This window comes from Virgisporangium ochraceum, from assembly GCF_016863655.1.
Taxonomy (GTDB): Bacteria; Actinomycetota; Actinomycetes; order Mycobacteriales; family Micromonosporaceae; genus Virgisporangium; species Virgisporangium ochraceum.
In genome coordinates this window covers 1-17,501 of record NZ_BOPH01000159.1, presented here as the reverse complement: position 1 = coordinate 17,501, position 17,501 = coordinate 1, and the positions used below count along the sequence as shown (strand labels likewise).

Here is a 17,501-nt window from a genome sequence, read left to right as displayed (position 1 = left end):
GTGGGATGCGTGGGCCGAGACGAGCATGCCTTCGGGGAGGCCGGCTTTGAGCTCCTTCGCAGCCGACAACGACAGCATCGCGATCGTCGGCGCCGCGTGCCGACTGCCGTCGGCACCGGGCATCGGTGCCTTCTGGCAGCTGCTGCGCGACGGGCGGTCGGCCATCACCGAGGTGCCCGCCGACCGCTGGGACCCCGAGACCTACCCGGGCGACCTGCCGCGCCGGGGCGGGTTCATCGACCGGGTGGGTCACTTCGACCCGGCGTTCTTCGGCATCGCCCCGCGCGAGGCCGCCGCCATGGACCCGCAGCAGCGGCTGATGCTGGAGCTGAGCTGGGAGGCGCTGGAGGACGCCGGCATCGTGCCGGCCGACCTCGGCGGCACGTCCACCGGCGTGTTCGTCGGCGCGATCTGGGACGACTACGCCACCCTGCTGTACCGCACGGGGTCCGCGGCCATCACGCCGCACACCGTCACGGGCACGCACCGCAGCATCATCGCCAACCGCATCTCGTACGTGCTCGGCCTGCACGGGCCCAGCCTCACCGTCGACGCGGCACAGTCCTCCTCGCTGGTCGCCGTGCACATGGCGTGCGCGAGCCTGCTCTCGGGCGAGTCGCGGGTGGCGATCGCCGGCGGCGTGAACCTGAACCTGGTGCCGGAGAGCACCGCCGGCGCCGCGCAGTTCGGCGGGCTGTCGCCGGACGGACGCTGCTTCACCTTCGACGCCCGCGCCAACGGCTACGTGCGCGGCGAGGGCGGCGGCGCGGTGGTCCTCAAGCCGTTGCGGGCCGCGCTCGAGGACGGCGACCCGGTCTACTGCGTCATCCACGGCAGCGCGGTCAACAACGACGGCGCCACCGAGGGGCTCACCGTGCCGAGCCGCTCCGCCCAGCAGGGCGTCATCCGGCAGGCGTACCGGCGCGCGGGCGTGCGGCCCGCCGACGTCCAGTACGTCGAGCTGCACGGCACCGGAACCCGGGTGGGCGACCCGGTCGAGGCGGCGGCGCTCGGCGCCACGCTCGGCGCGGCCCGTCCGACGGACGACCCGCTCGTGGTCGGGTCGGCCAAGACGAACGTCGGCCACCTCGAAGGCGCCGCCGGCATCGTCGGTCTGCTGAAGGCCGCCCTGGCGATCCGGCACCGGAGCATCCCGGCGAGCCTCAACTTCGTCACCCCGAACCCGGAGATCCCGCTCGACGAGCTCAACCTGCGCGTGCCGACCGCGACCACCGACTGGCCGCGGCCCGACGGCACGCTCTACGCCGGTGTCAGCTCCTTCGGCATGGGCGGCACGAACTGCCACGTCGTGCTCGCCAGCGCGCCCGCCGTCGACGCCGAACCCGACCCGGAGACCACCGGCCTGCTGCCGTGGGTGGTGTCGGGCAAGACGCAGACCGCGCTGCGCGCGCAGGCGGCCCGGCTGGCCGCGCACCTCGACCGGTCCGACGACGCGGAGACCGACCTCACCTGGTCGCTGGCCACGACGCGGTCGGTGTTCGCGCACCGCGCGGTCGTGCTGGCCGCCGACCGCGCGGAGGCCCGGAGGGGACTGGCCGCGCTGGCCGCCGGCGAGGAGACGGCGACGGTCGTCACCGGACGCGCCGTGCCGGACGCGGGAGCCACCGCCTACCTGTTCGCCGGGCAGGGCAGCCAGCGGGCCGGCGCCGGCCGCGAGCTGTACGCGGCGTACCCGGCGTTCGCCGAGGCGTTCGACCGGGTCTGCGACGCGTTCGCCCCGCACCTGGACCGCCCGCTGCGCGACGTGGCGTTCGCCGGGCCGGGTGGGCCCGACGCCGACCTGATCGACCGCACCGAGTACACCCAGCCGGCCCTGTTCGCCGTCGAGGTGGCCCTGTACCGCCTGCTCGACAGCTGGGGTGCGGCACCCGACCTGCTGGCCGGGCACTCCGTCGGCGAGCTGGCCGCCGCGCACGTCGCCGGCGTCATGTCGCTCGCCGACGCGGCCGCGCTGGTGGCCGCCCGCGGCCGGCTCATCCAGCGGCTGCCCGGCGGCGGCGCGATGGCGGCCGTCGAGGCGGGCGAGGACGAGGTGCTGCCGCTGCTGGGCGAGCGCGTCGGGCTGGCCGCGGTCAACGGGCCGACGTCGGTCGTGGTCTCCGGCGACGACGACGCCGTCACCGCGGTCGTCGACCACGTCGCCGCGCTCGGCCGCCGCACGAAGCGGCTGCGCGTGAGCCACGCGTTCCACTCGCACCGGCTCGACCCGATGCTGGAGGAGTTCCACGCCGTCGCCGCGACGGTGCGGTACGCACGGCCGGTCATCCCGATCGTCTCCACGCTCACCGGCCGTGCGGCGGACCCGGACGAGCTGTGCATGCCGGAGTACTGGGTGCGCCACGTCCGGCACGCCGTGCGGTTCCTCGACGCGGTGCGGCACCTGGAGTCCGTGGGCGTCACGCGGTACCTGGAGCTCGGCCCCGACGGCGTGGCGACCGCGATGGCGCGGGAGTGCCTGACCGGCCCGGCGGCGCTCGCCGCGACCCTGCGCCGCGACCGCCCCGAGCCGGCCGTGTTCACCGCCGCGCTCGCGCACCTGCACGTCACCGGCGCGCCGGTCGACTGGTCGTTCGGGCTCGCCGCGTACGGCGGGCGGCGGGTGCCGCTGCCCACGTACGCGTTCCAGCGCCGCCGCTTCTGGGTCGACGCCGCGCCGGCGCCGCTCCGCGCGGTGGCCGCCACCGAACCCGTCGAGGCGGTGGACGAGCCGCCGGCCGCGCTCGACCCCGAGGACCTGGTGCGCACGTCGGTCGCGCTGGTGCTCGGGCACGTCACCCCGGAGACCGTCGACACGGACCTGCCGTTCAAGGACCTCGGGTTCGACTCCCTGACCGCCGTCGAGCTGCGTGACCGGCTCACCGCGGCCACCGGCCTGCGACTACCGTCGGCGCTGCTCTACAACTACCCGACGCCGGCCACGCTCGTCGCCTACCTGCGCGAGCGGCTCGGCGGCGGCCCGTCCGCGGGCACCGACGCGCCGGCCGCGACCGCCGTGCCCACCGGAGCCGACGAGCCGATCGCCATTGTCGGCATGGCCTGCCGTTACCCGGGCGGCGTCACCGACCCCGAGGACCTGTGGCGGCTGGCCCGCGACGGCGTCGACGCGATCGGCCCGTTCCCCGACAACCGCGGCTGGGACCTCGACGCGCTCTACGACCCCGAACCCGGGCGGCCCGGCCGCTCCTACACCCGCCACGGCGGATTCCTCTACGACGCCGACCGCTTCGACGCCGAGTTCTTCGGGATCAGCCCGCGCGAGGCCACCGCGATGGACCCGCAGCAGCGGCTGCTGCTCGAGACGAGCTGGGAGGCGCTGGAGAACGCCCGCCTCGCGCCCGGCTCGCTGCGCACCACCCCGACCGGTGTGTTCGTCGGCGCGATGTCGCAGGACTACGGGCCGCGGCTGCACGAGCCGGCCGACGGCGCCGAGGGGTACCTGCTCACCGGCAACACCGCCAGCGTCGTCTCCGGCCGGGTGGCGTACACCCTCGGCCTCGAAGGCCCCGCGGTCACCGTCGACACCGCCTGCTCGTCGTCGCTGGTGGCCGTCCACCTGGCCGCGCAGGCGCTGCGCCTGGGCGAGTGCGACCTCGCGCTGGCCGGCGGCGTCGCGGTCATGTCGTCACCGGGCATGTTCGTCGAGTTCAGCCGGCAACGCGGCCTGTCGCCCGACGGGCGCTGCAAGGCGTTCGGCGCCGGCGCCGACGGCACCGGCTGGTCGGAGGGCGCCGGGATCCTGGTGCTGGAGAAGCTGTCCGACGCCCGCCGCCACGGGCACCGGGTGCTCGCCGTGCTGCGCGGCTCGGCCATCAACCAGGACGGCGCGTCCAACGGCCTCACCGCGCCGAACGGACCGTCGCAGGAGCGCGTGATCCGGCAGGCGCTGGCGGTCGCGGGCCTGCGACCGTCCGATGTGGACGCCGTGGAGGCGCACGGCACCGGAACCGTTCTCGGCGACCCGATCGAGGCCGGCGCGATCGCCGCCACGTACGGGCAGGACCGGTCGACGCCGGTGCGCCTCGGGTCGTTGAAGTCGAACATCGGCCACACGCAGGCCGCCGCCGGTGTCGGTGGCGTCATCAAGATGGTCATGGCGATGCGCCATGGCGAGCTGCCGCGCACGCTGCACGCCGACGAGCCGTCGCCGCACGTGGACTGGACGGCCGGCGCGGTCGAACTGCTCGCCGAGGGCGTGCCGTGGCCGGCCGGGGAACGTCCGCGCCGGGCCGCCGTGTCGTCGTTCGGGATCAGCGGGACCAACGCGCACGTGGTTCTGGAAGCGGCCGACACCGCGGCGGAAACCACCGGAGCGCCGGACGGGGACACCCCGTGGATCCTGTCCGGCCACAGCACCGAGGCGGTCCGCGCGCAGGCCGCCCGGCTCGCCGAGCTGGGTGACCCGGCCGGGGTCGCGCTCGCGCTGGCCACCACCCGGTCGGCGTTCGCGCACCGGGCCGTGGTCGTCGCCGGCACCGTGGAGACCCGGCGGGCCGGCCTCGCCGCCGTCGCCGCCGGTGAACCGGCACCCGGTGTCGCGCAGGGCACCGCGACCGGCCGCGGCCGCACCGTGTTCGTCTTCCCCGGGCAGGGCTCGCAGTGGGCCGGCATGGCGCTCGGCCTCCTCGACGGGTCGCCGGTGTTCCGCGACCGGATCGCCGAGTGCGAGCAGGCGCTGGGCCGCCACACCGACTGGTCGCTGACCGCGGTGCTGCGCGGCGAGCCCGGCGCGCCGTCGCTCGACCGGGTCGACGTGGTGCAGCCGGCCCTGTTCGCGGTGATGGTGTCGCTCGCCGAGCTGTGGCGGTCGGCCGGCGTCGTCCCCGACGCGGTCGTCGGTCACTCGCAGGGCGAGATCGCGGCCGCCGTCGTGGCCGGTGCGCTGTCGCTGGAGGACGGCGCCCGCGCGGTGGCCCTGCGCAGCCAGGCCATCGTCGCGCTCGCCGGGCGCGGCGGGATGGTGTCGCTGCCGCTGCCGGTCGACCGGGTCCGCGCGCTGCTGGAGCGGTGGGGCGACCGGATCGAGGTCGCGGCCGTCAACGGACCCGCGTCGACGGTCGTCGCCGGCGACCCGGCGGCGCTCGACGAGCTCGTCGCCGCGTGCGAGGCGACCGACGTGCGGGCCCGCCGTGTGCCGGTCGACTACGCCTCGCACTCCGCGCACGTGGAGGAGCTCGAGGACCGGCTGGCCGACCTGCTCGCCGGCCTCGCCCCGCGGGCGACCGGTACGGCGTTCTACTCCACGGTCACCGGCGCGCCGGCCGACCCCACCGGCCTCAACGGCGCCTACTGGTACCGGAACCTGCGCACCACCGTCCGCTTCGACGAGGCGACCCGGGCCCTGCTCGCCGACGGCTACCGCACGTTCGTCGAGTGCAGCCCGCACCCGGTGCTCGCCGTGGGCCTGCAGGACAGCGTCGACGCCGCCGGCGAGCCGGGCGCCGTCGTGCTCGGCTCGCTGGCGCGCAACGAGGGCGGCTGGGACCGGTTCCTGCTGTCGCTGGGCCGCGCCTGGACCCACGGCGTACCCGTCGACTGGGCCGGCCTGCTCCCCGCGAGCGTCCCGGCCGACCTGCCCACGTACCCGTTCCAGCGGCGGCGGTTCTGGCTCGACGCGCCGGCCGCCGGCGCCGGGACCGGCACCTCCGGCCACCCGCTGCTCGGCGCGACCGTCGACCTCGCCGACGACGGCGGCCTCGTGCTGACCGGCCGGGTCGCGCTGGGCGGCCAGCCGTGGCTGAACGACCACGCGGTCGCGGGCACCGTGCTGCTGCCGGGAACGGCGTTCGTCGAGTTCGCGCTCGCCGCCGGGGAGCGGGTCGGTGCCGACGGCATCGCCGAGCTGACCATCGAGAGCCCGCTCCCGCTGTACCCGGGCGAGCCGGTCGAGGTGCAGGTCAGTCTGTCCACAGTGGACGAGTCGGGCGCGTACCAGGTGCGCGTCCACTCGCGGCCCGGCCCGGACACCGACGACCCGGCGGGCGAGCGGCCCTGGCGCCGGCACGCCACCGGTGTGCTCCGCGGCGCCGCCCCCGCACCCGTGGCGTGGGACGCGCAGTGGCCGCCGGCCGGCGCGGAACCGGTCGACCTCACCGGCCACTACGAGCGGCTCGCCGCCGCCGGCTACGAGTACGGGCCGGCGTTCCAGGGCCTGCGCGCGATGTGGCGGCGCGGCGACGAGACCTTCGCCGAGGTGCGCCTCGACGAGGAGGAGGCGCCCGACGCCGCCCGGTACGCCGTGCACCCCGCCCTGCTCGACGCCGCCCTGCACGCCGTGGTGGGCGCCGGCGACGGGAACCCGCCGCTGCCGTTCTCGTGGACCGACGTGCGGCTGCACGCCACGGGTGCCACCGCGGCGCGCGTGCGCATCGGTCCCGCGGGCACCGACTCCGTGCGGTTGGACCTGGCCGACGCCGACGGCACCGCGCTGGTCTCCGTCGGCGCGCTCGCGCTGCGCCCGGTCGACCCGCGGCGCCTGGCCGCCGACCCCGGCCAGGGCCGCTCCACCAGCCTGTACAGGCTCAGCTGGACGCCGGTGCCGACGGCCGTCACCGAGGTTCCCGTGCCGACGGTGATCCGCGGCGCCGGCGCGCTCGCCGCCGCCCTCGCAGGGGGTGTGCCGGGGCTCGTCGTGTACCGCGCCGCCGGTGCCGGCGACGTCGTGCCCGACTCGCACGCGGTCACCGACGACGCCCGCACGCTGCTGCGGGAGTGGCTCGCCGACCACCGGACCGCCGGCTCGCACCTGGCCGTGGTGACCTCCGGCGCCGTCGGCGCGCTGGCCGACGACCGGGTCGACGACCCGGCCGCCGCGCCGCTGTGGGGCCTGCTGCGCTCGGCCCAGTCGGAGCACCCGGGCCGGTTCACCCTCGTCGACCTCGACGAGTACGACGCCTCCGACCACGTACGGCTGGCGGTCTCCACCGGCGAGCCGCAGGTCGCGATGCGGGACGGAACGGCCTACGCGCCCCGCCTGACCCGCACCCGGCCGGCCGGAACGGCGCCGACCCTGGACCCGGACGGCACCGTGCTCGTCACCGGCGGCACCGGGACGCTCGGCGTCCTGCTGGCCCGCCACCTCGTAACCACGCACGGGGTCCGCCATCTGATGCTGGTCAGCCGCCGCGGCCGCGACGCCGACGGCGTCGAGGACCTGGTCGCCGACCTGGTCGGGGCGGGCGCGGCGAGCGTGCGCGTGGAGGCCTGCGACGTCACCGACCGCGGCCAGCTCACCGCGCTGCTCCTGAAGGTTCCCGCCGACCGCCCGCTGACCGGCGTGGTGCACACCGCGGGCGTCCTCGACGACTCGCTCGTCGCCACCATGACCGCCGCCCAGCTCGACACCGTGCTGCGGCCGAAGGTCGACGCCGCCTGGCACCTGCACGAGCTCACCGCCGACGCCGACCTCGCCGTCTTCGCGATGTTCTCCTCCGTGGTCGCCACGATCGGCTACGCCGGCCAGGCCAACTACGCGGCCGGCAACGCGTTCCTCGACGCCCTCGCCCAGCACCGCCACGCCCGCGGGCTGGCCGCCGCCTCGCTCGGGTGGGGCCTGTGGGCCTCGGCCAGCGGCATGACCGGTCACCTCGACCGGCAGGACATCGAGCGGATGGGCCGGTCCGGGATCGCGCCGATGCCCACCGCCGAGGGACTCGCGCTGTTCGACGCCGCGCTCGCCGGCCCGGACCCGGTCACCGTGCCGGCCCGGCTGCGCTTCGCGGCCCTGCGCGCCCGCGCCACCGAGGGCACGCTCCCCGCGGTCTTCCGGGGGCTGGTCCGGGCACCGGTCCGCAGGCAGGCGGCGGCCGGGGAGCAGACCCGTGCGGGCTGGGCCGAGCGGACCGCCGCGCTGCCGGAGGCCGACCGGGAACGCGCGCTGCGCGACCTGGTCACCGGTCACGTCGCGACCGTGCTCGGGCTCGCCGGCACCGCGGCCGTCGCGCCCGACCGCCCGTTCAAGGACCTCGGCTTCGACTCGCTCACCGGCGTCGAGCTGCGCAACCGGCTGCAGGCGGCCACCGGGCTGACGATGCCCGGCACGCTGGTCTTCGACCACCCGACGCCGGCCGCGCTCACCGCGTTCCTGCGCGAGCGGGTGACGGACACGGCGCCCTCGACGACCGTCGCGGTCCGTACGGGCGCGTCCACCGACGAGCCGATCGCGATCGTCGCGATGAGCTGCCGCTTCCCCGGCGGCGTCGCCTCACCCGAGGACCTGTGGCGGCTGGTCGACACCGGCGGCGAGACCGTCTCCGACTTCCCGGTCAACCGCGGCTGGGACCTCGACGCCCTCTACGACCCGGACCCGGAGCGGCCGGGCACCAGTTACGTGCGCACCGGCGGGTTCCTGCACGACGCCGACCGGTTCGACCCGGCGTTCTTCGGCATCTCGCCGCGCGAGGCCGTGGCGATGGACCCGCAGCAGCGCCTGCTGCTGGAGACGAGCTGGGAGGCGTTCGAGCGGGCCGGCATCGACCCGGTGTCGGTGCGCGGGTCGCAGACCGGCGTGTACGTCGGGATCATGTACGGCGACTACGCCTCCGGCCTCGACCGGGTGCCGGAGGGCCTCGAAGGCTACGTCGGTACCGGCAGCTACGGCAGCGTCGCGTCCGGCCGGATCGCGTACACCTTCGGCCTGACCGGTCCCGCGGTGTCCGTGGACACCGCCTGCTCCTCGTCGCTGGTCGCCACCCACCTGGCCGTGCAGGCGCTGCGGCGCGGGGAGTGCGCGATGGCGCTGGCCGCCGGCGTCAGCGTGATGGCGCGGCCGACCACGTTCATCGAGTTCTCGCGCCAGCGCGGGCTGTCGCCCGACGGCCGCTGCCGCTCGTTCGCGGCCGGCGCCGACGGCACCGGTTTCGCCGAGGGCGCCGGCGTGCTGCTGCTGATGCGCGTCTCCGACGCGGTCGCCGCCGGGCACCCGGTGCTCGCGGTGATCCGGGGCAGCGCGGTCAACCAGGACGGCGCGTCCAACGGGCTGACCGCCCCGAACGGACCGGCGCAGCAGCAGGTGATCCGCGCCGCTCTCGCCGACGCCGGTCTGTCCACTGTGGACGTCGACGCGGTGGAGGCGCACGGCACCGGCACCACGCTCGGCGACCCGATCGAGGCGCAGGCCGTGCTCGCGACGTACGGCCAGGACCGGCCGTCGGACCGGCCGCTGTGGCTCGGCTCGCTGAAGTCGAACCTGGGGCACACCCAGGCCGCCGCCGGCGTCGCCGCGGTGATGAAGATGGTGCTGGCGCTGCGCCACGGGTCGCTGCCGCGCACCCTGCACGTCGACGAGCCGTCGCGGCACGTCGACTGGACCTCCGGGTCCGTGCGGCTGCTCACCGACGCGGTGGAGTGGCCCGCGGACGGTCGGGTGCGGCGCGCGGGCGTGTCGTCGTTCGGCGTGAGCGGCACCAACGCGCATCTCGTGGTGGAGCAGGCTCCGCCGGTCACCGCACCGGCACACGACGTGGCGCCACTGTTCGACGGCGCCGCACCGGCGCCGTGGCCGCTGTCGGCGCGGGGCGAGCAGGCCCTGCGCGGACAGGCCGCGCGCCTGGCGGGGACCCTGTCGGACCCCGCCGACGTCGGCTGGTCGCTGGTGGCCGGCCGGGCGGCGCTGGAGAACCGGGCGGTCGTGCTCGACCCGTCGGGCCTGGCGGCGCTGGCCGCGGGGGAGCCGTCGGCGTCGGTGGTCGGTGGCGTGGCCACGGCCAGCGGGCGGGACGCGGTGTTCGTCTTCCCCGGCCAGGGCTCGCAGTGGGTCGGCATGGCGGTGGAGCTGGCCGCGGTGTCGCCGGTGTTCCGCGCCGAACTCGACGCCTGCGGCCGCGCGCTGGCCGCGCACGTGGACTGGTCGCTGGACGAGGCGCTGCGCGATCCGGCGGCGCTGGAGCGCGTCGACGTCGTGCAGCCCGCGCTGTGGGCGGTGATGGTCTCGCTCGCCGCGCTGTGGCGGGCGGCCGGCGTCGAGCCGGCGGCGGTCGTCGGGCACTCGCAGGGCGAGATCGCCGCGGCCGTCGTCGCGGGCGCGGTGACCCGGGAGGACGGCGCGCGCATCGTCGCCGTCCGCTCGCGGTTGCTGGCACAGGAGCTTGCCGGGACCGGCGGGATGGCGTCGGTGCCGCTGCCCGTCGACGAGGTGCGCGCGCTGGTGTCCACCTGGGACGGTCGGCTGACCGTCGCGGCGGTCAACGGTCCCGCGCACGTGGTGGTCGCCGGAGACCCGGCGGCGGTGGAGGAGCTGCTCGCCGCCGACCCGCGGGTCCGGCGCATCGCGGTGGACTACGCGTCGCACTCGCCGCGCGTCGAGCCGGTCCGCGAACTGCTGCTGGAGCAGCTGGCCGAGGTGCGGGCGGTCGCGTCGACGGTCCCGTTCCACTCGACCGTGACCGGCGATGTCCTCGACACCGCCGGCCTCGACGCCGCGTACTGGTACCGCAACCTGCGCGAGCCGGTGCGCTTCGACGAGACCGTCGGCGGCCTCCTCGACCGCGGCCTCGCGGTGTTCCTCGAGTGCAGCCCGCACCCGGTGCTGACCGGCGGCGTGCAGGCGATGGCCGACGACGTCGTGGCGTTCGGGTCGCTGCGCCGCGAGCAGGGCGGCGCCGACCGGTTCGTCGCGTCGATGGCGCAGGCGTGGACCGCCGGCGTCGACGTGAACTGGGCCGTGCTGTTCCCCGGCGCCGGCCGGGTCGACCTGCCGACGTACGCGTTCCAGCGCGACCGGTACTGGCTGGAGGTGCCCGCGCGGACCGCCACCGGAGCCGACCCGGTCGACGGGCGGTTCTGGGCCGCGGTCGAGCAGGGCGACCTCGGTACCCTGGCCGACGCGCTGCGGGTGGAGAGCGCGGCGCTGGAGGGTGTGCTGCCGGCGCTGGCGTCGTGGCGGAACGAGCGGCGCCGTGAGTCCACTGTGGACAGCTGGCGGTACCGCGAGACGTGGAGGCCGGTCACCGACCTCGGAGCGGCGCGCCTGTCCGGGCGGTGGCTGGTCGTCGGCGCGCCCGGGCTCCCCGAGGTGCTGGCGGCCAACGGCGCCGAGGCCGTCGCGGTCACCATGCAGTCGTTCGACCGCGCCGAGCTGGCGGCCACGCTCGCCGGGCTGGGCGGGTCGTTCGCCGGGGTGGTCGCGGCGGCGACGGACGGCCCGGCGGCGACGGCGGTGCTGGTGCAGGCCCTCGGCGACGCCGGGATCGAGGCGCCGCTGTGGTGCCTGACCCGCGGCGCGGTGTCGGTGGGCCGGTTCGACCCGCTGGCCCAGCCGCGGCAGGCGATGGTCTGGGGCCTCGGCCGCGTGGCGGCCCTGGAGCACCCCGACCGCTGGGGCGGCCTGGTCGACCTGCCGGAGGTGCTCGACGAGCGGGCCGGCCGGCGGCTGGCCGCGGTGCTGGCGTCCGACGAGAACCAGGCGGCGGTGCGCGCCAACGGCGTGTTCGCGCGGCGGCTCGTCCGCGCGCCCCTCGCCGGGAAGGAACCGGCGCGGCAGTGGCGGCCGTCGGGGACTGTGCTCGTCACCGGCGGTACCGGGGCGCTCGGTGCCCGGGTCGGCCGGTGGCTGGTCGCCAACGGCGCCGACCGGGTCGTGCTCACCAGCCGCCGCGGGATGGCCGCGCCCGGCGCGCGGGACCTCGTCGACGAGCTGGGCGCGCGGGTCGCGGTGGTGGCCTGCGACACGGCCGACCGCGACGCGGTCGCGGCGCTGCTCGCCGAGTACCCGCCGACGGCGGTGTTCCACGCCGCGGTCGTCCTCGACGACGGCGTGCTCGACTCGCTGACGCCCGACCGGTTCGAGCCGGTGCTGCGGGCGAAGGTCGACGCCGCGGTCAACCTGCACGAGCTCACCAGCGGTCTCGACGCGTTCGTCGTGTTCTCGTCGGTCAGCGGCGGACTCGGCAACCCGGGCCAGGCCAACTACGCCGCGGCGAACGCGTTCCTCGACGCGCTCGCGGTCCGGCGCCGCCAGGACGGGCTGCCGGCGACCTCGATCGCGTGGGGCGCCTGGAGCGGCGGCGGCCGCGCCGACGGCGAGACCGGCGACCGGCTGCGCCGCCGGGGCCTGCCGGGCATGGACCCCGACCTCGCGATGGCCGGCCTGCAGCAGGCCCTCGACCACGACGAGACGTACGTGGCGATCGCCGACGTCGACTGGCCCCGGTTCGCCGGCGACCGGCCCGGCCCGCTCGTGCGCGACCTGCCCGACCTCGCACCCGCGACCACCGCCCCCGGTGCCGACCGGGCCGCGCCGGACCGGCTCGCCGGCCTCGACCGGGCCGAGCGGTCCCGCGCGCTGCTCGACCTCGTGCGCGCCGAGGCGGCCGCGGTGCTCGGGCTGCCCTCGCCCGCCGCGGTCGAGCCGACGCGGGCCTTCCGCGAGCTGGGCTTCGACTCGCTGACCGCGGTGGAGCTGCGCAACCGGCTCGTCGCCGCGACCGACCAGCGGCTGCCCGCCACCGTCGTCTTCGACCACCCGAATCCGACCGCGCTCGCCGCGTTCCTGCTCGGCGCGTCCGCCGCCGACGTCGCCGCGGCACCGGTGGCCGTCACCGCCGACGACCCGATCGCGATCGTCGGGATGAGCTGCCGGTTCCCCGGCGGCGTCCGGTCACCCGAGGACCTGTGGCGCGTCCTCGCCGCCGGCGACGACGTGATCGGCGGCTTCCCCACCGACCGCGGCTGGGACCTCGACGGCCTGTTCCACCCCGACCCCGCCCACCCGGGCACCACCTACGCCCGCACCGGCGGCTTCCTCTACGACGCCGGCGAGTTCGACCCGGGCTTCTTCCGGATCAGCCCGCGCGAGGCGCTCGCGATGGACCCGCAGCAGCGGCTGCTGCTGGAGACGGCGTGGGAGGCGTTCGAGCGGGCCGGGATCGACCCGACGTCGCTGGGTGGGCAGCGGGCGGGCGTCTACGTCGGCAACACCGGACAGGCCTACTCCGGGCTGCTCTCCGACCTCGGCGACGAGGGCTTCACCCTCACCGGCAACGCGGGCAGCGTGCTGTCCGGGCGCATCGCGTACCTGCTCGGCCTCGAAGGCCCGGCGGTCACCGTCGACACGGCCTGCTCGTCGTCGCTGGTCGCGCTGCACCTCGCGGCGCAGGCGCTGCGGCAGGGCGAGTGCTCGCTGGCGCTCGCCGGCGGCGTGACCGTGATGGCCGACCCCGGCGTGTTCGTGGAGTTCAGCCGCCAGCGCGGCCTGTCGCCCGACGGCCGCTGCAAGGCCTTCGGCGCGGGCGCCGACGGCACCGGCTGGGCCGAGGGTGCCGGGCTGCTCCTGCTGGAGCGGCTGTCCGACGCGCGGCGCCACGGCCGCCCGGTGCTCGCGGTCGTGCGGGGCAGTGCGGTGAACCAGGACGGCGCGTCGAACGGTCTGACGGCTCCGAACGGACCGGCGCAGCAGCGGGTCATCCGCCAGGCGCTGGCCAGCGCGGGTCTGTCCACTGTGGACGTCGACGCGGTCGAGGCGCACGGCACCGGCACGGTGCTGGGCGACCCGATCGAGGCGCAGGCGATCATCGCCACCTACGGTCAGGACCGGCCGGCCGACCGGCCGGTGCGGCTGGGCGCGCTCAAGTCGAACCTCGGCCACACCCAGGCCGCCGCCGGGGTCGCCGGCGTCATCAAGATGGTCATGGCGATGCGCCACGGCGAACTGCCGCGCACCCTGCACGCCGACGAGCCGTCGCCGCACGTCGACTGGTCGGCCGGCGCCGTCGAGCTGCTCACCGAGCGGGTGGGGTGGCCGGCCGGCGACCGGCCGCGCCGCGCCGGGATCTCGTCGTTCGGCATCAGCGGGACCAACGCGCACACCATCATCGAGGAGGCACCGGCCGACGAGCCGGCCCCGACCGGAACCCCGGCCGAGCGCGCGCCGCGCCCGCTGCTGCTGTCGGGCGCGACCCCGCCGGCGCTGGCGGCGCAGGCGGGTCGCCTCGCGGCTCTCCTGACCGGCACCGACGTCGACCTCCTCGACGTGGCGCGTTCGACGGCGACCACCCGGGCCGCCCTGGCGCACCGGGCCGCGCTCGTCGCCACCGACCGCGACGAGGTCGCCCGCGCGTTGACCCTGCTGTCCCGGGGCGAAGCCGCGCCGGGTGTCGTGACCGGCACGCCGGCGTCGGGTCGGCTGGCGTTCCTGTTCACCGGGCAGGGCTCGCAGCGTCCGGGCATGGGTCGGGAGCTGTACGAGGCGTACCCGGTGTTCGCCGACGCGTTCGACGCGGCCTGCGCCCACCTCGACGGCCCGGTGCGCGAGGTCGTCTTCGGCGACGACGCTGATCTGCTTTCGCAGACGGTGAACACGCAGATGGGGCTGTTCGCGCTGGAGGTGGCCCTGTTCCGCCTCTTCGGATCGTGGGGTGTCACGCCCGACCATCTGATCGGTCACTCGATCGGTGAGGTCGCGGCCGCGCACGTGGCCGGGGTGCTGTCGCTGGAGGACGCGGCGACGTTGGTCAGCGCGCGGGGCCGGCTGATGCAGGCGCTGCCCGCCGGTGGGGCGATGGTCTCGGTGCGGGCCTCGGAGGAGGAGATCCTGCCGCTGCTCGGCGGGAACGTCTCCATCGCGGCGGTGAACGGGCCGCGGTCGGTGGTGGTCTCCGGTGAGGAGGAGGCCGTCCTGGCTGTGACGGCCGGGTTCAAGGCGAAGCGGCTCACGGTGAGCCATGCGTTCCACTCGCCGTTGATGGAGCCGATGCTCGACGAGTTCCGCCGGGTGGTGTCGGCGCTCACGTTCCGGGCGCCGGCCATTCCGATCGCGGCCTCGGGTGACGTGACGGACCCGGAGTACTGGGTGAGCCACGTCCGGGAGGCGGTGCGGTTCCACGACGGGATGAAGGCCCTCGAAGCCGCCGGGGTCACCACGTACCTGGAGCTCGGCCCCGACGGGGTGCTCGCCGCGATGGGGCAGCACTGCGTCGAGGACGGCGTCTTCGTGGCGGCGTTGCGGGCCGACCGGCCCGAACCGCTCACCGTGGCCACCGCGCTCGGCGCGGTGCACGCGCGTGGCGTGCCGGTCGACTGGACCGCCGTGTTCGCCGGCACCGGCGCCCGCGTGGTCGACCTGCCGACCTACGCGTTCCAGCGGGAGCGGTTCTGGCCCGAGCCCGTCGCCCCCGCGGACCCGGGGAGCGGCGGCACCGACGCCGGCTTCTGGTCGGCGGTCGACCGCGGCGACCTCGACGGCCTCGCCGACACGCTCGCCGTCGACCGCGACGGCCCGCTCGGCGACCTGCTGCCGGCCCTCGCCTCCTGGCACCGGCGCCAGCGCGACGACTCGGTGGTGGACGGCTGGCGGTACCGGATCACCTGGAAGCCGCTGACCGGGCGGCCCGATTCCGCGCACCCCGGAACCTGGCTCGTGGCCGTGCCGGCGCGGGAGACCGGCGAGGCCTGGGTCGGCGACGTGATCGGCGGGCTGCGTGCCCGCGGCGCGACGGTGGTCGAGGTCCCCGTCGGCGCGGAGAGTCGTGGGGACCTCGCCGGGCGGCTGCGTACCGCGCTGGCCGGCGGCGCCTCCGGGGTGCTGTCGCTGCTCGCGGCCGACGCGTCCCCGGTCCCCGGACAGGCGCTCCTGCCCGGCGGCGTCGCCGCGACCCTGACCCTCGCGCAGGCCCTGCACGACCTCGACGCCGCGCTGCCGCTGTGGATCGCCACGCGCGGCGCCGTCGCGGTCGGGCGCACCGACGCGGTGACCGACCCGGGCCACGCGCCGCTGTGGGGACTCGGCCGCGTGCTCGCTCTGGAGCAGCCGCAGCGGTGGGGCGGCCTCGTCGACCTGCCCGCGACCGTCGACGGGCGGGCCGTCGACCGGCTCGCCGCGCTGCTGACCGGCGCCGGCGCGGAGGACCAGGTCGCGGTCCGGTCGTCCGGCGTCTACGCGCGGCGCCTGGTCCGCGCGCCCGGCGGCGACCGGACGGCGCGGTACCGGCCGGGCGGCACGGTGCTGGTGACCGGCGGCACCGGCGCGCTCGGCGCGGCCGTCGCCCGGTGGCTCGCCGCCGACGGCGCCGCGCACCTCGTGCTGACCAGCCGCCGCGGGGCCGACGCGCCCGGTGCCCGCGAGCTCGGCGACGAGCTGTCCGCCCTCGGCGCCCGCGTCACGGTGGTCACCTGCGACGTCAGCGACCGCGCCGCGGTCGCCGCGCTGCTGCGCACCCTGCCCGACCTGACCGCCGTGGTGCACGCCGCCGGCGTGGCCAGCGGCGCGTCGATCGCCGACCTCAGCGTCGACGAGCTCGCCGACGAGGTCGTCGCCAAGGTCGCCGGCGCGGTGCACCTGGACGAACTGCTCGCCGACCGGCCGCTCGACGCGTTCGTCCTGTTCTCCTCCGTCGCCGCCACGTGGGGCAGCGGCGGCCAGGCCGGCTACGCCGCCGGCAACGCGTTCCTGGACGCCCTCGCCGAGCGCCGCCGCGCGGCCGGCCGCACGGCCCTGTCGATCGCGTGGGGACCGTGGGGCGGCGACGGCATGGCCGCCCGCGAGGGGATCGGCGAACTGCTGCGCCAGCGCGGGCTCCCGATGATGGACCCGCAGCTCGCACTCGCCGCGCTGCGCGGCGCCATCGGAGGTGACGAGACCGCCGTCGCCGTCGCCGACGTCGACTGGGACCGGTTCGCGCCGCTGTTCACCGCCGCCCGTCCGCGTCCGCTCATCGGTGACCTGCCCGAGGTCCAGCGGGCGCTGGGCGCCGAGGAAGCCCCGGTGGTGCCCTCCGACGCCGGACGGTTCGCCGAAAGGCCCGGTGCGCTGCTCGACCTCGTGCGGGCCGAGGCGGCCACGGTGCTCGGCTTCCACACGCCCGACGCCGTCGAACCCGCACGCGCGTTCCGTGACCTCGGCTTCGACTCGTTGACCGCGGTCGAGCTGCGCAACCGGCTCACCGCCGCGACCGGCCTGCGGCTGTCGGCGACCGCCGTCTTCGACTACCCGACCCCGCAGGCACTGGCCGCCCACCTGGGCGGCGCGATCGAACCCGCGCCGGACGTGACGGCCGCGGTCGTCGCCGACGACCACGACCCGATCGTCATCGTCGGCATGGCCTGCCGGTACCCCGGCGGCGTGCGCGGGCCCGAGGACCTGTGGCGGCTGGTCTCCGAGGGCGGCGACGGCATCACCGGCTTCCCCGTCGACCGCGGCTGGGACCTCGACCACCTCTTCCACCCCGACCCCGACCACCCCGGCACCTCGTACGCCAGCACCGGCGGCTTCCTGCACGACGCACCCGGGTTCGACGCCGGCTTCTTCGGCATCTCGCCGCGCGAGGCGCTCGCGATGGACCCGCAGCAGCGGCTGCTGCTGGAGACGAGCTGGGAGGCGTTCGAGCGGGCCGGGATCGACCCGTCGACCGTGCGGGGCAGCCGTGCCGGCGTGTTCGTCGGCTCCTCGTACCTCGGGTACGGCGAGGGCGTCACCGACGGGTCCGAGGGCTACCTGCTGACCGGCGGCGCGACGAGCGTGCTGTCCGGGCGGGTGGCGTACCACCTGGGTC

The 17,501-nt window shown here is 76.7% G+C and carries 1 protein-coding gene; it reads left to right on the top strand.

What is annotated here, in order from left to right; genetic code table 11:
* Positions 1–46: 46 nt before the first annotated feature.
* Positions 47–17,501: type I polyketide synthase (locus Voc01_RS51970; protein ID WP_203935221.1), on the top strand; the 17,455-nt coding region annotated here is incomplete at its 3' end.